The organism is Janthinobacterium sp. KBS0711, from assembly GCF_000988085.1.
GTDB lineage: Bacteria > Pseudomonadota > Gammaproteobacteria > Burkholderiales > Burkholderiaceae_D > Janthinobacterium > Janthinobacterium lividum_E.
The window spans coordinates 129634-148439 of record NZ_LBCO01000004.1; the positions used below are offsets into that span (position 1 = coordinate 129634).

16 protein-coding genes are annotated in these 18806 nt (G+C 56.1%); 7 read left to right on the plus strand and 9 right to left on the minus strand.

The genetic code is table 11. From position 1 onward, the window contains the following. Positions 1 to 6: 6 nt before the first annotated feature. From VM94_RS01145 to glmS, 6 genes are all read right to left on the minus strand, one after another. Positions 7 to 3312: a type I restriction endonuclease subunit R gene (locus VM94_RS01145; RefSeq protein ID WP_046681828.1), complete on the minus strand. Its 3306-nt coding sequence runs from the start codon at positions 3310 to 3312 to the stop codon at positions 7 to 9. After that, entirely contained in the window at positions 3309 to 4475 is a 1167-nt protein-coding gene (locus VM94_RS27620; protein ID WP_082127497.1) for a restriction endonuclease subunit S, read from the minus strand. The genes VM94_RS01145 and VM94_RS27620 overlap by 4 nt, the downstream gene beginning before the upstream one ends. Beyond that, positions 4465 to 5511 carry a virulence RhuM family protein gene (locus VM94_RS01155; protein ID WP_046681830.1) on the minus strand — a complete coding sequence of 349 codons (1047 nt, stop codon included), beginning with the start codon at positions 5509 to 5511 and terminating at the stop codon, positions 4465 to 4467. Before VM94_RS01155 ends, VM94_RS27620 begins: the two co-directional genes overlap by 11 nt. Beyond that, positions 5504 to 7030: a type I restriction-modification system subunit M gene (locus VM94_RS01160; RefSeq protein WP_046681831.1), complete on the minus strand. Its 1527-nt coding sequence runs from the start codon at positions 7028 to 7030 to the stop codon at positions 5504 to 5506. Before VM94_RS01160 ends, VM94_RS01155 begins: the two co-directional genes overlap by 8 nt. Then, entirely contained in the window at positions 7027 to 7644 is a 618-nt protein-coding gene (locus tag VM94_RS01165; RefSeq protein ID WP_046681832.1) for a restriction endonuclease subunit S, read from the minus strand. Before VM94_RS01165 ends, VM94_RS01160 begins: the two co-directional genes overlap by 4 nt. A 76-nt stretch (positions 7645 to 7720) precedes the next feature. Further along, entirely contained in the window at positions 7721 to 9550 is a 1830-nt protein-coding gene (gene glmS / locus VM94_RS01170) for a glutamine--fructose-6-phosphate transaminase (isomerizing) (protein WP_046681833.1), read from the minus strand. 161 nt (positions 9551 to 9711) lie between these two features. On the opposite strand from glmS, the gene VM94_RS01175 reads away from it, so the two are divergent. Next, positions 9712 to 10185: an Lrp/AsnC family transcriptional regulator gene (locus tag VM94_RS01175; RefSeq protein ID WP_046681834.1), complete on the plus strand. Its 474-nt coding sequence runs from the start codon at positions 9712 to 9714 to the stop codon at positions 10183 to 10185. Positions 10186 to 10836: 651 nt separating this feature from the next. Here the strand turns inward: VM94_RS01175 and glmU are convergent. Continuing rightward, positions 10837 to 12213 (minus strand): bifunctional UDP-N-acetylglucosamine diphosphorylase/glucosamine-1-phosphate N-acetyltransferase GlmU, encoded by a 1377-nt coding sequence (gene glmU / locus VM94_RS01180; protein ID WP_046681835.1) that lies wholly within the window; start codon positions 12211 to 12213, stop codon positions 10837 to 10839. Between the two features lie 25 nt (positions 12214 to 12238). Between glmU and VM94_RS01185 the strand changes: the two genes are divergently transcribed. From VM94_RS01185 to VM94_RS01205, 5 genes are all read left to right on the plus strand, one after another. After that, complete coding sequence (locus tag VM94_RS01185) at positions 12239 to 13144, plus strand: DUF6279 family lipoprotein (RefSeq protein WP_185982095.1); 906 nt, start codon at positions 12239 to 12241, stop codon at positions 13142 to 13144. A 69-nt stretch (positions 13145 to 13213) separates the two neighbouring features. Beyond that, complete coding sequence (rsmD, locus tag VM94_RS01190) at positions 13214 to 13873, plus strand: 16S rRNA (guanine(966)-N(2))-methyltransferase RsmD (RefSeq protein ID WP_138828952.1); 660 nt, start codon at positions 13214 to 13216, stop codon at positions 13871 to 13873. Between the two features lie 100 nt (positions 13874 to 13973). Beyond that, complete coding sequence (gene coaD / locus VM94_RS01195) at positions 13974 to 14471, plus strand: pantetheine-phosphate adenylyltransferase (protein WP_034752633.1); 498 nt, start codon at positions 13974 to 13976, stop codon at positions 14469 to 14471. A gap of 14 nt (positions 14472 to 14485) precedes the next feature. Then, positions 14486 to 14752 carry a YfhL family 4Fe-4S dicluster ferredoxin gene (locus tag VM94_RS01200; protein WP_034752637.1) on the plus strand — a complete coding sequence of 89 codons (267 nt, stop codon included), beginning with the start codon at positions 14486 to 14488 and terminating at the stop codon, positions 14750 to 14752. 101 nt (positions 14753 to 14853) lie between these two features. Then, a complete protein-coding gene (locus VM94_RS01205; protein ID WP_046681837.1) occupies positions 14854 to 15450 on the plus strand; it encodes a chalcone isomerase family protein in 597 nt (198 codons plus the stop codon). A gap of 71 nt (positions 15451 to 15521) precedes the next feature. On the opposite strand, the gene VM94_RS01210 is transcribed toward VM94_RS01205, so the two are convergent. Continuing rightward, entirely contained in the window at positions 15522 to 15827 is a 306-nt protein-coding gene (locus VM94_RS01210; RefSeq protein WP_034752641.1) for a hypothetical protein, read from the minus strand. 206 nt (positions 15828 to 16033) lie between these two features. On the opposite strand from VM94_RS01210, the gene VM94_RS01215 reads away from it, so the two are divergent. Further along, the gene (locus tag VM94_RS01215) at positions 16034 to 17014 is read left to right on the plus strand and encodes a LysR family transcriptional regulator (RefSeq protein WP_034752642.1); all 981 of its coding nucleotides are present in this window, start codon (positions 16034 to 16036) and stop codon (positions 17012 to 17014) included. A 51-nt stretch (positions 17015 to 17065) separates the two neighbouring features. Here the strand turns inward: VM94_RS01215 and VM94_RS01220 are convergent, their stop codons facing one another. Continuing rightward, positions 17066 to 18625, minus strand: coding sequence for a methyl-accepting chemotaxis protein (locus VM94_RS01220; protein WP_046681838.1), 1560 nt, complete (start codon positions 18623 to 18625; stop codon positions 17066 to 17068). Between the last annotated feature and the right edge of the window lie 181 nt (positions 18626 to 18806).

The window sequence follows — 18806 nt, forward strand, 5'->3', positions numbered from 1 at the left end:
GCTTTATCATGTTGCGGAACGATTCAATCCAATGCGGGTAATCTCGATGATCTGTTCAACGACCAGCAACGTCTTGTCCAACCCCAGGGTGCCAAACAATAAGGGCAATAGCCCCTTGCGTATGGCCGCCTCGATATTTTGCGGATTCAGGGAATTTTCTGCGACGGCATCGCGTACCAACACATCCATGGCAATCGCCTGCTGAACCAGATTTTCCTGAACTTCAGAACTTAATGTCGCAAACACAGTCTCCCCTAAAACGAGACGCATCACACCAAAGTACGCTTTGGCATGCGGTTTTTCATCCAGGGCATCAGGTACTCCGTCAGTCTGGCGAGTGTCGAGTTTTTTCTCAAACTCCTGAAACAGGGCATATTGCTTGATCGGGTGATCGAACATGGCTTCTGCCTCGGCGATAGCCTGTTTCAGCAGTTCCCCAAACACCTTCTGTGCATAAGGATCTTCCGCCAACTCCTGCTCGATGGTTTTACGCAAACGCGTACGGATGATGTCCGTTTCATTGCGTGTCTTGTCTTCCGACCATTGCTCGGGATCTTCAATTTTCCCCAATTGGTGCACCAGATACACACCTTCCGATTCACGCACTTCCATGCCGATGACTTGCTTGTCGACGAGTTTGCGAATTTGCTCTTCATAGTTACTGTAATCGACGGTTTCCATGGCATCGCGGCGCGCGGTCTGGCGCAACTCCGTGAAGAAGCGTAAATCGGACTTGTAACGAGCGATCAGGCTTTCTGAAAAACTCTTGTCTTCAAAAAAACTGCGCGAGGACAGGGCCAACTGCAAACAAAGACCAAACGCGGTCACGGCTGCATAAAAGTCGTCGCGCACTTTTTGGCGCTCGTCATACTCGTCACCATCAACGCCCTTGACGAACTTTGGCGTCAACACTTGCCGGTACTGCTCGGTGTCGAGCCGGTTTCCAACACTCTTAAAAAATGAGAAAAGCTTGTCGTGCAAGCCAGGCAAGCGTTTGTACTCGGTGCTGAACTGGTGGTAGAGACCTTCAATGTCCGCGATATCAAAGCCGCCTTGGGTGGTAATTTCCAGGTCTTGATAGTCGCGGATGGCCGTGTCGAGCTCTTCCAGAATGCCCCGGTAATCGACCAGAATGCCATAGCGTTTGGCATCATGCAGGCGATTTACACGCGCCACAGCCTGGATCAGATTGTGTCCCTTGAGCGGCTTGTCGATATACAGCACCGCGTTGCGCGGCTCGTCAAATCCAGTCAACAATTTGTCGACCACGATCAGCAAATCCGGCGCGCCATCGGTAGCGAAGTCGTTGAGTATCTGCTTTTCATACACTTCGGGGTCGGCACCATACACGGCGATATTTTGCTTCCACCACCTTTGGACTTCCGGCAAAGTATCTTCATCCACGTCGGAATTGCCCTCGCGCGTATCGGGCGGCGAGATGACAATCGCGCTGGTGACCAGCCCGGTTTCATCGAGTGCCTTTTTGTAGCGTATTGCATTCAGTTTGCTGTCCGTGGCGACTTGCCCTTTCAGCCCCATGCCCAGACTCTTGATATTTTCACTGAAATGCGTGGCAATATCCCATGCAATCAGTTCAATGCGATTGAGCGCACCATAAACAGCTTTCTTTTTGGCGTACTTGCGCTTCAAGTCGGTGCGTTGAGCATCACTAAGATTCACGGTGATCTTCTCGAACCAGCGGCTGACTGCATCCTCATTGATATCCAATGCAGGCTTGCGTTCCTCGTACAACAGAGGTGCCACGGTTTCGTCCTCCACCGCGCGCTGCATGGTATAGGCATGCACGATAGGGCCAAACTTGTTGGCGGCTTTTTCATTTTTCAACAAGGGCGTGCCCGTGAAAGCGATATACGCAGCCTTGGGTAGCGCCTGCTTCATGCGCTCATGGGTTTCGCCACCATGGCTGCGGTGCCCCTCATCGACCAGCACAATCAGGTCGGGTGAATCATTGCGGCATTCGGCCAGCTTGGAAGCGGTATTGAACTTGTGTATCAAGGTAAAGGTAATACGTTCGGTGCCACTACCGATACGCCTGGCAAGGTCACGCCCGGACAAACTGCGGCTTTTTTCACCATCTTTTTGCGTGCCAATCGCTGAACCAAACGCGCCACCCGACATGAAGTTGCGCGAGAGCTGGCTTTCCAGATCAACCCGGTCGGTGACCACCACCACGCGACACTCTTGCAGCGATTTCACCAATAGCAGGGCCTTGGTCAGGAACACCATGGTAAAGCTCTTGCCCGAGCCTGTGGTGTGCCACACCACGCCACCCTCACGCCCGCCATCAGGACGTCGCTGGCTGATGCGCTCCAACAATGCGCGAATGCCGAAAAATTGCTGATAGCGCGCGACGATCTTGCCAACCTTCCGGTCGAACAATACAAACCCGCGCAAAAATTCCAGCAAGCGTTGCGGCGTCAAGAGACTGACCAGCAGGCGATCCTGGTCGGTGGCTTGCATAGGATGTGACCACAATGCATCAAAGTAAGCTGCCAAGACAACGGGTTTACCTTCAAACATGGCCGCGCGAGTGTCCGGGGTCAAGGCGGAATTTTTTAAAAAGGAAATGTATGAATCGTCGAATGCTTCTTCACGCCATTTGGCCCAGAACTTTGCCGCCGTATGCGTGGTACCGTAACGTCCTTCCGTTTGACTGATGGAAAGCAGCAATTGCGCGTACGAGAACAGATTGGGAATCTCATCTTGCCGCTGGTTGCGCAAGTGCTGGCTGATCCCCTCCTGCACCATTGCCTTGGCCGGATGACTGCCGGCCGATTCGGCACGCTTCGCTTCGATCACCACCAGCGGAATACCATTCACATAGCACACCACATCGGGTATGCGGGTATGCGTGCCCTGAGCCGACAGCACTTCCAGCTCTTCCGTGACATCCCAACGGTTGCGGCCAAGGTCAGTCCAATCCACCACTTGCACCGTGGTTTGATGCCTTTTACCATCAGGCATGAATTCTGTGACGGTAATACCCAACGCCAGCTTGCCATACAGCTTTTCATTGGCTGGCATCAGTCCTTCTGCAAGACTCAACGCCGACAACTCCCGCACCACTTGATCGATGCCGCCAGCGGACAGCGCATACCACTCTCCCTTGTACTCATAGCGGCGCGTCTGCAATACCTCGATCAACCGCCCCTTGAGCAACACTTCCCGCGTGCTGCCACGCAGCGCCAGAGCTTGCGCCGTGGTAATGAAGTTCCAGCCGAGGTTGCACAACAAATGCAATGCAGGGATATGGGCGCTGTATTGCTCGCGGGAGTTGGGGGTTGTATTCATGCTTGCGCCGCTGTTTCGGAATCAGGAAAATGAACGCGTCGTTTGCCAGTCAGGAGTTGATTCATCAATGCAATTTTCTCCTGCCTCAGTAGAAATAGTTCATTTTTTTTCTTTTTAATTATTGACTCCGCATTATTTAACAATCGCGAAATTTCCTCTTGCTCAACTAGAGATGGATACGGCAAACTCAAGAAAGAAAAATCATCATAACTAATTTGCTTTCCATCACGGATACCGATAACCGCTACGGCCAAACGACCAATAAAGTCAGCGGACTTAAAGTAATGTCGATAGAAATCGTTCACTATAGGCCTTTTTGAAGACAATACCGTATAAGCGGGACTAACCAAACCTTTATACTCAGAGTATTCTAATCCACCTTCAAATGAACGTAGACTGATCACAAAGTCCCCGGCCTCAACTAATTTATATCCGCTTGTAGAACCTTCAGGCATAACTACTTTTCGATCAAGGGAGCTTCTTGGAACAACTCCAACATCTTGCATTACGGAAAGTAATTCCAGCTCATTATTATTGCGTGTTGATCTAGGAAAAAAGATAGAGGCGGCATGCTCCCTATGTAACACCTTTTTCCCCATTTTTTTTCGCGGTCGGTCACTGAGAAGAGAGTGGATTAAAGCTTTTTTTTGTTTGTTACTATTAATAATAGTACGTTCCAGATTAAAAATTGCTTTATCCCAAGTGGAAAGTATACGGGAAATATGAAGTTGTTCATTTTTTGGCGGAATTAAAATTTCCAACCCTTCAAGTCCCTTTTTCGTAAGTTTATAGCGACCAACTCCCTGACGAGACAACGCAGGAGCTAAATCCCGGTGCATGAACCAGTAATAAAACCATTTAGGAGAACATTTTTCAGAGTCAGCTATGACATGGGCATGATTATTAACATTAGCTTTTCCTTCAAAATGCAATGTCATTGGTTTGCTACGAAATTTCAGAAAATGATCTCCATCCTCTCCAATCACCGCAAACTCCTCGTCAATACGGTAATGATCAATATGGCTAAGAACTCCTGTCGGCCCAAAATATGGGTAGACACCGGCCATACTCTGTCGTTGCTCAGTATTTATCGGAAAACGTAAATTATTTTTGATAGCGCATGCCGCGCCAACAGTAGTTTTTTCCCAACCGTTAGGAACCATCACGTCCACCTTTCTTGCTCAACATTTTTTCCATCTGCTCCAATTCCTTCAAATCGGCACTGTCCGCCTCAATCACCTCAGCCTTGCGCCGTTGCCCGTCAAACTGCTCATATCTCTCATGCGCGATCTTCAGCATGGCGTCATGGCTCATGCGTCCAGCACCTTTCAGCAAGGGACTTTCATTGAACTGAATGAAGTTATCGACGTATAGTCTCCAGTCGGCCATCGTCAACTGTTTGCGCTGGCGGATGCGCAGTTCCGCAAACTCCAGGAAGGCGGTGACCATGCGGTTCAGGTGATCGATTTCTTCGGCGTTGAGGTAATTCTTGGCAACGATAACGTCCGTCTTGCAGATGCGCTTCGCCCTCCATGCCGTCAGTGCCATATTCGGTTGGCTGGGATCGGCACGATTGACTATCAGTTCGGCGGCGGTTTGCTGAGTAACGGCGTACAGCATTTTGTTTTGTACTTCAGCAAAAAAAGGACCGACCATGCCAGCATGGGCTTTGTAATCCACAGACAAGGCAAACAGGTCGCGCACTTTTTGGTAAAAGCGCTTTTCGGAAGCCCGTATGTCACGGATACGTTCGAGCAGTTCGTCAAAATAATCCCAACCCACCGGGTCTTTCATGCGCTCGTCGTCCATGACGAAACCTTTGACCAGGTATTCGCGCAAGTGCGTGGTTGCCCACTGGCGGAACTGGGTGCCACGCGGCGATTTGACCCTGTATCCGACAGCCAGGATCATGTCCAGGTTGTACAGCTTGACTGGACGCCTCACCTGTCGTGTCCCCTCAATTCGAACTATTAAGTCTTCCTTAATAGTTGCCTCCCCCTCAAGCTCGCCTTCCTCAATAACATTCTTGATATGAATATTGACGTTTGGCACCGAGGTTTGAAACAGTTCAGCCAACTCTACTTGTGTCAGCCATACGGTGCCACCTTCTGCCCGCAGGAAGAACGTCGCGTTGCCGTCCTCTGATGTGTAAAGAACCAATTCGCCTTGATCCACGATAGGCTTGTTGTTATCACTCATAGCCCAGTTCCTTCAAGTACACCGCCATTTGCGCCTCCAGAACTTCAAGCTCTGCCTTGAGTTGTTCGCGCTCCTTGCGTACAGCCATCAGGTCGATCTCTGCTTCCTCCTCGAAGGTGTCGACATAGCGCGGAATATTGAGGTTGAAGTCGTTTTCAGCGATCTCGGCAGGGCTGGCCAGGTAGGCGTATTTATCTGACCCCTGCCGTGTGAATGCAGTGTCCAAGATACGTTGCAAGTCGGCTTTGCGCAGGAAGTTCTGATTCTTGCCCGCTTCAAAATCACGGCTGGCATCGATGAACAGCACTTTGTCGTCGCTCTTGTTCTTGCGCAGTACTAACACCGCCGCTGGAATACCCGTGCCGTAGAACAGTTTTTCAGGCAAACCAATTACTATGTCGAGCAAGTTTTCTTCGATCAGTCTCTGGCGAATGCGGCCCTCTGCTGCGCCGCGGAACAGCACGCCATGCGGTACCACCACCGCCATGCGCCCAGTTCCGGGTTTCATGGTTTCCACCATGTGCAGAATGAATGCATAGTCGCCCTTGGTACGTGGCGGCACGCCGCGGCGGAAGCGGCTGAATTTATCCGTATCGGCCCCTTCATGGCCCCACTTTTCCAGGCTGAACGGAGGATTGGCGACAACGATATCAAAGTGCTTCAAGCTCGATACGCTATCCAACAGCTTAGGATTGCGAATGGTATCGCCCCACTCGATGCGATGGTTATCTTCGCCATGCAAGAACATATTCATCTTGGCCAATGCCCAGGTGCTGCCTATCGCTTCTTGCCCGTACAGCGCATATTTGCGCGAGCCCGTATTCTCGCGCACCAGACGGCCGCACTTCATCAGCAGGGAGCCGGAGCCGCAGGTAGGGTCGCAGATTTCATCGCCTTCCTGCGGTGTCATCAGGCGCGCCATCAAGGATGATACTTCCGGTGGGGTATAGAATTCACCGGCCTTTTTACCACTGGTGGACGCGAAATTCTTGATGAGGAATTCATAGGCGTTGCCAATCACATCCAGGGTGCCGACACGGCTGGGTCGCAGATCCAGGGCCGGCTTTGCGAAGTCTTCCAGCAGATGGCGCAGGATGTCATTTTTCTGCTGTTCATCGCCGAGCTTGTTGGAGTTGAAGCTGATATCTTGAAAAACATCACGCAGCTTGGTCAAGTTCGCATCTTCAATGGCATGCAAAGCTTTGTCGATACGCTCGCCGTTACCGGCGCTGTGGCGCAAGCTATGCAGCGAATAAAAACTGGCGCTGGCTGGCAAGACAAAACGCTCGTTCTTGAGCATTTCCTTGATCAGCTCAGGATGATCGCCATATTGTTTTTTGTAATTGTCGTAGTGATCCTGCCAAACGTCCGACACATACTTGAGAAACAGCATGGTAAGCACAAAATCCTTGTAGATGCTGGGATCCACCGTACCACGGAAAGTGTCACATGCACTCCAGACTGCACCGTTGATTTCGTCCTGGCTGACGGCGTTGATTTTGATGTTGAGATCGTTCATGGATTTTCCTGCAAATGTAAGTTAGCCGTCGGGAACAGACCGTCAGCGAGTGCATTGATTTGTTGTTCGCGGTTGCGAATAAGTTGCTTGAGTGTTTGGCGCTCCTGACGTGCAAGTTCGGCCAGCGCGACAATGCTTTGCTGGATCTGCAACGACGGAATACTGAGTGTGAGTGCTTCCAGCAATGGACGACGGATGCTGAGTTGGCTGCTACCTTCGGCAGCCTGTAGCAGTTGCCGCTGAAACGGAGCTTGGTTTATTTGCCATGCAACAAATGCTGGCATCAACGTCGCCGTCGACTTCACCTGCAAGTGAAAAAAGTGAGGACTGCAGACGGCAGGGTGGGGCGGGCGATCCAGACAAACCGCATAGAAACGCGTCCCTTTGGAAACAAGAAGAATATCTTCTTCTTTGAGCCAGGCAGGCAATCTATGCGTGCTCAAATTAGTGCGGAGTGTGCCCGCCCAATTCACGCCATGTTCGGGATCAACGTCCTTCATCTGCACAGCCAGCGCATTCCCATCGACTGCTCCTTCTATGGAGCCTCTGAAAGAATAGCCGCCTTGCAGATGAAGCAGGTCGACAATAGAAGAAATAGTTGCATCAATTTTCATGACGCAACTATATCTTAAAGAACTTAAATTTTCAAGATTAATTTCTGCATCAACCTTGTTGATGCATTTTAAAATATTACTCCACCGTCACCGACTTCGCCAGATTCCTCGGCTTGTCCACATCCGTGCCGCGCGCCAGCGCCGTGTGATAGGCCAGCAATTGCAGCGCGACCACGTGCAGGATCGGCGACAGGTCGCCATAGTGCTCGGGCAGGCGGATGACGTGCAAGCCTTCGCCGGAGCTGATGCGGGAATCCACATCGGCAAAAACGTACAGCTGGCCGCCGCGGGCGCGCACTTCCTGCATGTTCGATTTCAGCTTTTCGATCAGGGCGTCGTTTGGCGCGATGGTGACGACGGGCATTTCATTCGTCACCAGGGCCAGCGGGCCGTGCTTCAGCTCGCCGGCCGGATAGGCTTCGGCGTGGATGTACGAAATTTCCTTCAGCTTTAATGCGCCTTCCAGGGCGATCGGATAGTGCATGCCGCGACCCAGGAAGAGGGCGTTTTCCTTGCGGGCGAATTCTTCGGACCAGGCGATGATTTGCGGCTCCAGCGCCAGCACGGAAGCGATGGCGACGGGCAAGTGGCGCATGGCTTTCAGGTGCGCCGCTTCCTGTTCTTCGGAGAGGTGACCATTGACTTGCGCCAGGCACAGCGTCAGCAGGAACAGGCCTGCCAGCTGCGTGGTGAAGGCCTTGGTCGATGCCACGCCCACTTCCACGCCGGCGCGCGTGATGTAGGCCAGGGCGCATTCGCGCACCATGGCGCTGGTGGCCACGTTGCAGATGGTCAAGGTGTGCAGCATGCCCAAGCTGCGCGCGTGTTTCAGGGCGGCCAGGGTGTCGGCCGTTTCGCCGCTTTGCGAAATGGTGACGACCAGGGTATTCGCATTCGGCACGCTGTCGCGGTAGCGGTATTCGCTGGCCACTTCCACGCTGACGGGTACCTTGGCGATCGACTCGATCCAGTATTTCGCCGTCATGCCCGCATACGAGCTGGTGCCGCAGGCGAGGATCAGCACGCGGTCGATCTGCTTGAAGATTTTATAGGCGTCGTCGCCGAACAGTTCCGGCATGATGCCCGTCACGCCTTCCAAGGTGTCGCCGATGGCGCGCGGCTGCTCGAAGATTTCCTTCTGCATATAGTGGCGGTACGGGCCCAGCTCGGCCGCGCCTGTGTGCGCGTGCACGGTTTTCACTTCGCGCTCGACAGGCTTGCCATCGACGTCGACGATCCAGCAGCGCGACAGTTGCAGGTCGACCACGTCGCCCTCTTCCAGGTAGATGATCTGGTCGGTCGTGCCGGCCAGCGCCATGGCGTCCGACGCGACAAAGTTTTCACCATTGCCCAGGCCGACGATCAGGGGCGAGCCCTGGCGCGCGGCGACCACGCGGTGCGGTTCGTCGCGGCAGAACACGGCGATCGCATACGCGCCATCGAGGCGTTTGACGGCTTGCTGCACGGTCTCGAACAGGTCGCCGTTGTACATGTGCTCGACCAGGTGGGCGATCACTTCCGTGTCCGTCTGGCTCTGGAAGACGTAACCGAGGGCCGTCAGTTCGGCGCGCAGTTCGTCGTGGTTTTCAATGATGCCGTTATGCACCAGCGCCACGCGGGCGTTCTCTTCCGTTGGGGAAAAGTGCGGGTGGGCATTGAAGGAGACAGGGGCGCCATGCGTGGCCCAGCGCGTGTGGGCGATGCCCGTAAAACCGCTCAAGCCTTCTTCGGCGATCTGCTTTTCCAGTTCGGCCACGCGCGAGGTGGAGCGCGAGCGCTGCAGGCGGCCATCCGCATGTAGGGCGATGCCGCAGGAATCGTAGCCGCGGTATTCCAAGCGCTTCAAGCCTTCGACCAGGATGGGAGTGATATTACGTTGCGCTACTGCGCCGACGATGCCGCACATGGAAACCTCTGTCTAAAAATTCATCAATGCACGCATGCTAATGCAGAGTGCGTGAAATATGCTTTCTAAATCAGTGTATATTTGACTGAATATTTCACATCCATTTTAGGATGAAATATTATTTCATTTAGACTCTATATATTCTTCAATTCTTCAAAACCATGAGCGAAGACAACATTACCCTCGACGAAATCGATCGTCGCATCCTGAACGCCTTGCAAATTGATGCATCGCAAACCAACAGTGAACTGGCGCAAGCGGTGCACGTCTCGGCGCCCACGTGTTTGCGGCGGATCAAGCATTTACGCGAAAGCGGCGTCATCGAACGCCAAGTGGCCATCGTCGCGCCGCAGCTGGTGGGCGCGCGCCTGACGGCCGTCGTGGAAATCACGCTCGACGTGCAGGCGGCCGAGCGCATGGCGGAATTCGAGCAACTGGTGGCGGACGAGCCCGCCGTACTGCAATGCTACCGCGTCTCGCCCGGACCCGACTTCGTGCTGATGGTGCAGGTGGCCGACATGCCCGCTTACCACGCGCTGGCGCACCGCTTGTTTGCCGCGCACGCGAATGTGCGCAACGTGAAAAGCTATTTTTCCACGTTTCGCAGCAAATTCGAGACGCGCATCGCTGTGTGAAGCAGACTGTAGAGAAGTTATCCCTGCTTATCCCCGACTTTCATCCTGCTTATACACAAGTTTATCCACAGCATGAAAAATCAAGGATATCCACGGCTGCCACATTCAGCCTCGCATGAGGCCTTTCAATAAATGTACGTCGGCTCTCGCATAAAACTTATCCCGTCTTATCCATGGCTTGTCCATGCCTTAAACACAGGCTTTTGCACAGCTTTACCCACAGCCGGCATTAACAAACAGTCCTTGAATATCCTTCAAATACAATGACTTATGAGTTATTCAGCACTTGTCCTTAGATTAGACACAGGCTTATCCACAATCAAGATGAGCAAAAATCCCGAGCCATTTTTGTCATCTGCGCAGTCTGGCTTGCAGGCTGGAGCGGCAAGCCGGAGCCGATAACTTATCCCGTCTTCTCCACAGGTTCTTTACCGTTTATACGCAGTTTATACCGGGCTTATCCATCACTTGTCCGCATGCTTGTTCACATGTTTATCCACACATAACAGTACGGAAAAAATACGGGATGGGAAAAGTGGCACGACTTATCCCGAGTTGTCAGTCCACTCTCCACAGGATTATCCACAGGCGTAAAAAAACGCCGCCAGCCCGGACAGGCTGACGGCGTCATGCGAACCGAGGGCGGTGCGCTTACTTCTTGATTTTCACGGGACGCGTCCAGCCGTCGATGGTGACCTGGCGCGCGCGCGAGACGGTCAGCTTGCCGGCCGGCGCATCTTTCGACAAGGTCGTGCCGGCGCCCAAGGTGGCGCCCTTGCCGACGGTGACGGGCGCGATCAGCTGGCTGTCGCTGCCAATGAAGGCGTCGTCTTCAATCACCGTGCGGAACTTGTTCACGCCATCGTAGTTGCAGGTAATCGTGCCAGCGCCGATGTTGACCTTCGAGCCGATGGTGGCGTCGCCGATGTAGGCCAGGTGGTTGGCCTTGCTGTGCGCGGCGATCTGGCTATTTTTCACTTCGACGAAGTTACCGATATGCACGTCTTCCGCCAGGACCGTGCCCGGGCGCAGGCGCGCATACGGGCCAATGATGGAAGCGGCACCGACGACGGCGTCCTCGATATGGCAGAAGGGCTTGATGTGCGCGCCGGCCGCCACCGTGGCGTTGATGAAGACGTTGTTGGCGCCCACGCGCACGCCGTCGCCCAGTTCGACTCTGCCTTCGAACACGCAGCCGACGTCGATGGTGACATCGCGGCCGCAAATGAGTTCGCCGCGCACGTCGATGCGGGCCGGGTCCAGCAGGGTCACGCCCCGCTCAAGCAGCGCTTGCGCGATATTGTTCTGGTGGATGCGTTCCAGCTGGGCCAGCTGCACCTTGCTGTTGACGCCCGCCACTTCCCACACGGCAGCCGGATGGGCCGAGGTGACGGCCACGCCGTCGGCGACGGCCTGGGCAACGATATCGGTCAAATAGTATTCCCCTTGCGCATTGTCATTCGACAAGGCCGACAGCCATTGCTTCAGGGCCACGGTGGGCGCGACCATGATGCCGCTGTTGATTTCCTGGATGGCGCGCTCTGCTGGCGTGGCATCCTTTTCCTCGACGATGCGCACGATGGCGCCGTGCTCGCGCACGATGCGACCCAAGCCGAAGGGGTCGTCCTGTTCCACGGTCAGGATGGCCAGCTTATCGTTCCCAGCCGCATCCACCAGTTGCTGCAGGGAAGCGGCGCTGGTCAGCGGCACGTCGCCGTACAGGATCAGGGTCGGCACGCTGTCGTCCAGCAAAGGCAGCGCTTGTTGCACGGCATGGCCGGTGCCCAGCTGCTGCGCCTGCTCGGCGGCGTCGATCTGCACAGCATGGTTCACCTTGTAGCCGTCGAGCAACTTCAGCACCGCTGCGCCCCCATGCCCGTAAATCACGCATAATCGGGACGGCGCCAGGCCGCGCGCCGTGTCGATGACGTGCGACAACAGCGGCTTGCCCGCCAACGGGTGCAATACCTTGGGCAGTGCCGACTGCATGCGTTTGCCCATACCGGCAGCGAGAATGACAACGTTCATAGACCGTCTTTTATAAGTTAAGAATATGAAAAAGTTTAACACGCAGGCCCCATCTTCCACGCCCTTTAGCCGTTTTACTTATGCCGTGCTGGCCATCATGCTCGTCGTCATGGCCGGCTGCAGCGGCTTGCGCCTGGCCTACAACAATGGCGATACCGTGCTGTACTGGTGGCTCAACGCGTATGTCGACCTGGACCGCGACCAGAAAGGCTGGGTGCGCGAGGATATCGACAAGCTGTTCGACTGGCACCGCAAAACGCAATTGAAGGATTACGTGGAAATCCTGCGCACGGGCCAGAAGCAGCTGCAAGGCAATACCACGCAGGCGGACCTGATGGCCGACTACAGCGAGATCAAACAACGCACCCAGGCGCTGCTGCTGAAGGCGGCACCCGAACTGGCCGACCTGGCGCGCTCGCTCAAGCCCGAGCAGATCGCGCAGATGGAAAAGAAGTTCAAGTCGAACAATGATGATTACCGCAAGAAATACCTGAGCGGCGACCGGGAGAAGCGCCAGACGCTGCGCTACAAGAAAGCCATGGAGCAATTCGAACTGTGGTTTGGCAGTTTCAGCAGCGAGCAGGAAGCCATCATCCGCAAGGCATCCGATGCGCGTCCCCTGAACAATGAAATCTGGCTCGACGAACGCATGCGGCGCCAGCAAAATGTGTTGAACCTGGTCAAGAAAGTCCATCAGGAAAAACTCAGCAAGGAAGCGACCGCGGGCTTGATCATGACCCTGATCAAGGACAGTTTCGAGCGCCTGGAACATTCGGAGCGCAAGGCCTTCTTCGATGCCTACGAAAACAGCACGGCGCAGATGGTCTTGACGGTCATCAAGATCGCCACGCCGGCGCAAAAAGCCCACGCCGTCAAGCGCATGCAGGGCTGGATCGACGATTTCAATTCCCTGGCCACGCAAGCCAAATAGAGAGGCAGCGCCAGCAGGGGGGAGGGGGCCATATGCTATAGTGGCCGCCATCGAATTGAAGAAATCCCCATGCAAAAGAAGATTAAAAAACCCGCCAAAGTCCCCGTCCACCACGCGCCGCCACCGAACCAGGTGCGCATCATCGGCGGCCAGTGGAAGCGCTCCGTGCTGCCTGTTTTGCAGGCACTCGGTTTGCGCCCGACACCGGACCGCGTGCGCGAAACCGTATTTAACTGGATCAATCATTTGCGCGACGGCGACTGGGCCAACGCCCAGGTGCTGGACCTGTTCGCCGGCAGCGGCGCGCTGGGCTTCGAAGCGGCCAGCCGCGGCGCCGCGTCCGTCACCATGGTCGACACGCACACGCCCGTGATCCGCCAGTTGGAAGAAAACAAGACGAAATTGCACGCCGACAATGTGCAACTGCTGCGCGGCGACGCCCTGCTGACGGCGCAAGGCCTGGCGGCGCGCGGCCAGCGTTTCGACCTGATCTTCCTCGACCCGCCCTACCAGCAGGATTTCCTGGCGAAAGTACTGCCACTGTGCGCCAACCTGCTCAAGGAAGGCGGCATCGTGTACGCGGAATCGGGCTTGCCGCTGGTCTTTGATGAAGCGAGCGCGCTGGAAAAGCCGGAGTGGATGGCGCCGTGGGAAGTCATCCGCGCCGACAAGGCGGGCACCGTTTATTATCATTTGCTAACTTACAACAAAGTGCCGGCAACTGCCTGAATCTGCCTATAAATGAGGCAAAAAGGCTCCCTGGCCCGAGGCGCAGCACCAATTTCAGGCATAATGCGCGTCTATATTGGTGCATCGTCAGGGAGCCGCAATGGTTGTAGCCGTTTATCCAGGAACATTCGATCCGCTCACGCGTGGTCATGAAGATTTGGTGCGCCGCGCATCGGGTCTGTTTGACAAGCTGATCGTCGGTGTGGCCGACAGCAAGAACAAGCAACCGTTTTTCTCGCTCGACGAACGCCTGGAAATCGCCAACGAAGTGCTTGGCCACTACCCGAACGTGCAAGTGGAAAGCTTTTCCGGCCTGCTCAAGGATTTCGTGCGCAAGCACGAGGCGCGGGTCATCGTGCGCGGCTTGCGCGCCGTCTCCGACTTCGAATACGAATTCCAGATGGCGGGCATGAACCGCTACCTGCTGCCCGATGTCGAAACCATGTTCCTGACGCCGTCCGACCAGTACCAGTTCATTTCGGGCACCATCGTGCGCGAAATCGCGGCGCTGGGCGGCGACGTCTCCAAGTTTGTCTTCCCCTCGGTGAACCGCTGGCTGCAAAACAAGATTGCCGCCAACGCTGCCTCATCGCAATAAGTAAGAGTGAAATCATGGCATTACTGATCACCGACGAATGCATCAATTGCGACATTTGCGAGCCCGAGTGCCCGAATGACGCGATCTACATGGGCGCGGAAATCTACGAAATCGATCCCAACAAGTGCACCGAATGCGTGGGCCACTTTGACGAGCCGCAATGCCAGCAAGTGTGCCCCGTCAGCTGCATCCCCTTCAATCCCGCCTGGCGCGAAAGCCCGGAGCAATTGATGGCCAAGTACGAACGCCTGCAGGCTGAGCTGCCTGCCGCCAAAACCTAGGCTTTTCTCCCGCGCCACTTCTGCGTGGCGCCAGCTTCTGCCAACTGTTCTACACTGTGTGCTGACTTATCCACAGCCCATGGTTTCCACGGAGGTAGAAGATGCAAATACGCACATCCCGTTTCGGCCGTTCCCTCGCTGGCGCCTGCCTGTGCGCCGCCTTGGCACAAGCAGCGCTGGCCGTCGAGGTGGGCGGCGTCAAGCTGGACGACACGGTGCAGCTGGCCAGCCGCGAGCTGAAACTCAACGGCGCTGGCGTGCGCTATAAAGTCATCTTCAAGGTCTACACGATCGCGCTGTACCTGCCGGAAAAGAAAACCCAGCTGGCCGACATCCTGCCACTGCCCGGACCGCGCCGCCTGGAAATCGTCATGTTGCGCGACATCACTTCAGACGAGCTGGGCCAGGCCTTCATGCAAGGCTTGAAGCGCAGCTCCGATCAAGCCGACCGCACGCGCCTGCTGAGCCAGACGATGCAGTTCGGCGCCATGTTCGAAATGGTGCCCGGCCTGAAAAAGGGCGACATCCTCACCGTGGACTGGCTGCCGGAAGAGGGAACGTTGTGCAAGCTGAACGGCAAGCAGGTGGGCGACACGGTGCCGGACTTGGCCTTTTACAATGCGCTGCTGAAAATCTGGATCGGCGCCCATCCGGCCGACACGTTACTGCGCGCGCATTTGCTGGGCGACATGGCTTAAAGCGGCCTGAACAAAACCACGGGCATAAAAAAAGCCGGCTCGCGCCGGCTTATCTTTCTACAACAGTGAGGTTATGCACGCGTCGACAGGGCGCGCAATTCGGCGGCGTTGCTTGGCGATACGCCATCCATCTTGCCCAGAGTGCGCTTCAAGGCTTGCGCTTCGCGCATCTGCTGGCGCGCCAGGCGCTCTTCGCGGCTCAACTTGGGACGCACCACCAGCATCATGGCGCGGGCGATGCCCACCAGCAAAGGCTTGAACAGCAGGGCGAAGGCGCCCACGGCGACGATCACCAGCACGAGTTGCAGGGCGTTCAGCAGGGAAATCTCCAGCACGGGTGCGGATACTGCGTACAGGGCGGAGGCGAAGGTAGACATAGTGTTCCAGTGCATTATAGAATTTGCCAGTACTATAGTGCAGTGCAACATATAAATCTAATTCCATTTCTTGATACCAATTATATGAATCGTGAATGGAAAACTGTAATATTTTTTAACGAGTGAAAATATTCGTGCTCGGCGCGGTTTACACTCCTAAGTAATCAATTTTAAGTAATCAATTTAACTTTTATCTTGGGCTTTCCATGAGTTTTCTGACGCTGGATCTGAACTTGCTGCGTGTTTTCGACGCCGTCATGACGGAACAAAACCTGACGCGCGCAGCCGGCCACCTGGCGATGACGCAGCCGGCGGTATCGAACGCCATCAAACGCCTGCGCGAGAGCCTCGGTGACGAATTGCTGATCCGCACGGCGTATGGCGTGAAACCCACGCCCCGCGCCGAAGCGCTGTGGCCGTCCGTGCGCTCGGCCCTGGCCAGCCTGGAAGCGGCCGTCACGCCGGAAACCTTCGATGTGTCGAAGACCCACGCCACCTTCCGCATGGCCATGGCCGATGCGACGGCCGCGTTCTGGCTGCCGTCCCTGATGCGCTCGATCGAACGCGAAGCACCGGGCGTCAACGTGCGCATGATGCCGCTGACGACGCGCGAACCGCGCCCCATGCTGCTGCGCGGCGACATCGACCTGGCCGTGGGCTTCTTTCCCGGCGTGGCGGCGCAATTGTCGAGCGAAACGGGTTCGCCGATCCGCCACGAGCGCCTGTATTCCGGCAAGTATGTATGCGTGATGCGCCGCGGCCATCCGCTGGCCGACAAGGAATTGACTCTGGATAACTACTGCGCGGCCAACCATTTATTGGTCAGCTTTTCCGGCCGCGCGCATGGCTTGATCGACGAAGCCCTGTCGCAGATCCACCGCGAACGGCGCATCCTGCTGACGGTCAACCAGTTCTTCACGGCGGGCCGAGTCGTCGCCAATTCCGACCTGATCACGGTCTTGCCGCGCCATTTGATCGCCTCGACGGGCATGACGGAGTCCCTGCTGTACAAGGATTTGCCATTGACCTTGCCGGCCGTCCACCTGGACATGCTGTGGCACGAGCGCGACGCCCGCAGCCCCGCCCACAAATGGCTGCGTAATCACCTGGAAAGCATGAACACACCCACTTTACGGACGGCCACGGCAGCCGGTGGCGGCGTGGCGCCGAAGCCGCATATCGAGTAAGCGTCACCTGCACAAGAAAAAACGCCTGATGATCTCTCATCAGGCGTTTTGCTATGCGTGGTTGCTGGAGCGATAACCAATTCTGAAACCACCCCAGTGCTTGCCCTCGACGTGGATGGGCACGGACAAATCGTGCATGACTTCGCCCGTGTCGCGTTTATAGGTCTGTAACAGGAAGGCCTTGGTATTGCTGCCGCAGCGCTTGCCCGTGCGATCGCTGAAGATGCGCTTGGTGCGGTTATTGACCATATCGGTGGCATAGTCGCCCGTCAGCGGCTGGGAAAACTTCTTGTTGTGCGTCGGAAAATAGCCATTGTTGTCGACGGCGCCCGCGTACGCCAGGTGGGGCAGGGCGGCCAGCACGCCTTCCTGCAAGTCGGGCAGCACCTTGTCTGTAAACGCATCGAACTTCGTGTTGTGCTTGGGCGGATTGGTGTTCGGAATGGGGCGGTAGTGGCGGTCGAACAGGGCTTCGCGCGTGATACGGCCCGACGCGATGGCTTGCTCGAACAGTTTGCCCACGTCGCGCGCGGCGTGCTGGGCCGCCTCGCGGATCTCGTCGTGCGGCGTGGCCACGCTCGATTCACCGAGGGCGCCGGCGATCACTTCGGCCCGCTCGGCCAGGGCCATGGCCGACTGCGTGGCGCGCGGCAATTCGGCATTCGTCGACAGCATGCTGTCGCGGATTTGCAGGATGGCGTCGGCGATCACTTGCGTCGTGTCGACATGTTCGCGCGAGGCGCGGGCGATTTGCCCAATCTCGTCTTCCGATTCGCCCGACGATTCCTCGATATGGCTCAATGAAGCGTGCACGCTTTCCACATTGCGTGCCGCTTCCGTCACGCCGGCCGCCAGCGAACTCATGCCCCGCGCGGCTTTTTCCGACTGTTCATTGATTTCGCGCACCATCACGCTGATTTCATCGGAAGCTTCTTTGGTGCGCTGCGCCAATTGCCGCACTTCACCGGCCACCACGGCAAAACCACGCCCATGTTCGCCGGCGCGCGCCGCTTCGATGGCGGCATTCAGCGCCAGCAAGTTGGTACGCGCGGAAATATCCGAAATGGCTTCCGTGAAACCCGTAATGCGTTTGGATTTTTCCTGCAAGCTCAGCATGGTGCTGGAGGCGCCTTGCGCTTCCTCGCGTGCCTTATTGATGCGGCGCAAGCCCTGGTCCACTTCGGCGCGCGCCGCCACACTTTCCACGCGCACGCCGGCGGCCACCTTGGCGGCCCGCTCCGCATTGGCGGCGATCTTTTCCGTCATCGCGGCATTTTGTACGGAACTGTCGGCGATATCGCTGGCCGTGCGCACGTCGAGTTCCACCTTCTGTTTGACGGAATCGACAAAATACGAGGTTTCCGCCGCGCCGATCATGATGGCGTCGATGGCATTGCCCACCGTATCGGCGAACTGGTGCAAGCCCGGTTCTCCGCGCAGACGGCCGGCAAGCGCCAGCAGCGCGGCGCCGATGGCGGCAGCCACGCAGGCGATCAAATAGGGATGGTCGCCACCCGACAGCAGCAACAGATAGGCCAGGCAACAGGCGACGGCCATGGCCAGGATCGTGAATACAAAGAAACGCACCAGCTGATGCTGCAACTGCTTCATTTGTCCCCCGCTGCGCGAACCCGTCACGTCCCGGGAGGGACGTGCTGTGGCCGTATGCGGGTGGGCACGATTGCCCACCTTGCACCCTGAATACAACGTCTGCGCGTGTTTTCAGGCCGGCTACCGGATAGCAGAATTGTAGTTCTACCCTACAACATTTGTTCCGATAGCTCAATCAGAA

What these genes read in the sequence shown, in the direction of transcription:
- VM94_RS01215 (WP_034752642.1), top strand. Translation starts at nt 16,034, where the DNA reads ATGAGTTTTCTGACGCTGGATCTGAACTTGCTGCGTGTTTTCGACGCC.
- glmS (WP_046681833.1), bottom strand. Translation starts at nt 9,550, where the DNA reads ATGTGCGGCATCGTCGGCGCAGTAGCGCAACGTAATATCACTCCCATC.
- coaD (WP_034752633.1), top strand. Translation starts at nt 13,974, where the DNA reads ATGGTTGTAGCCGTTTATCCAGGAACATTCGATCCGCTCACGCGTGGT.
- VM94_RS01220 (WP_046681838.1), bottom strand. Translation starts at nt 18,625, where the DNA reads ATGAAGCAGTTGCAGCATCAGCTGGTGCGTTTCTTTGTATTCACGATC.
- VM94_RS01160 (WP_046681831.1), bottom strand. Translation starts at nt 7,030, where the DNA reads ATGAACGATCTCAACATCAAAATCAACGCCGTCAGCCAGGACGAAATC.
- VM94_RS27620 (WP_082127497.1), bottom strand. Translation starts at nt 4,475, where the DNA reads ATGGTTCCTAACGGTTGGGAAAAAACTACTGTTGGCGCGGCATGCGCT.
- VM94_RS01205 (WP_046681837.1), top strand. Translation starts at nt 14,854, where the DNA reads ATGCAAATACGCACATCCCGTTTCGGCCGTTCCCTCGCTGGCGCCTGC.
- VM94_RS01145 (WP_046681828.1), bottom strand. Translation starts at nt 3,312, where the DNA reads ATGAATACAACCCCCAACTCCCGCGAGCAATACAGCGCCCATATCCCT.
- VM94_RS01165 (WP_046681832.1), bottom strand. Translation starts at nt 7,644, where the DNA reads ATGAAAATTGATGCAACTATTTCTTCTATTGTCGACCTGCTTCATCTG.
- VM94_RS01175 (WP_046681834.1), top strand. Translation starts at nt 9,712, where the DNA reads ATGAGCGAAGACAACATTACCCTCGACGAAATCGATCGTCGCATCCTG.
- VM94_RS01210 (WP_034752641.1), bottom strand. Translation starts at nt 15,827, where the DNA reads ATGTCTACCTTCGCCTCCGCCCTGTACGCAGTATCCGCACCCGTGCTG.
- rsmD (WP_138828952.1), top strand. Translation starts at nt 13,214, where the DNA reads ATGCAAAAGAAGATTAAAAAACCCGCCAAAGTCCCCGTCCACCACGCG.
- glmU (WP_046681835.1), bottom strand. Translation starts at nt 12,213, where the DNA reads ATGAACGTTGTCATTCTCGCTGCCGGTATGGGCAAACGCATGCAGTCG.
- VM94_RS01155 (WP_046681830.1), bottom strand. Translation starts at nt 5,511, where the DNA reads ATGAGTGATAACAACAAGCCTATCGTGGATCAAGGCGAATTGGTTCTT.
- VM94_RS01185 (WP_185982095.1), top strand. Translation starts at nt 12,239, where the DNA reads ATGAAAAAGTTTAACACGCAGGCCCCATCTTCCACGCCCTTTAGCCGT.
- VM94_RS01200 (WP_034752637.1), top strand. Translation starts at nt 14,486, where the DNA reads ATGGCATTACTGATCACCGACGAATGCATCAATTGCGACATTTGCGAG.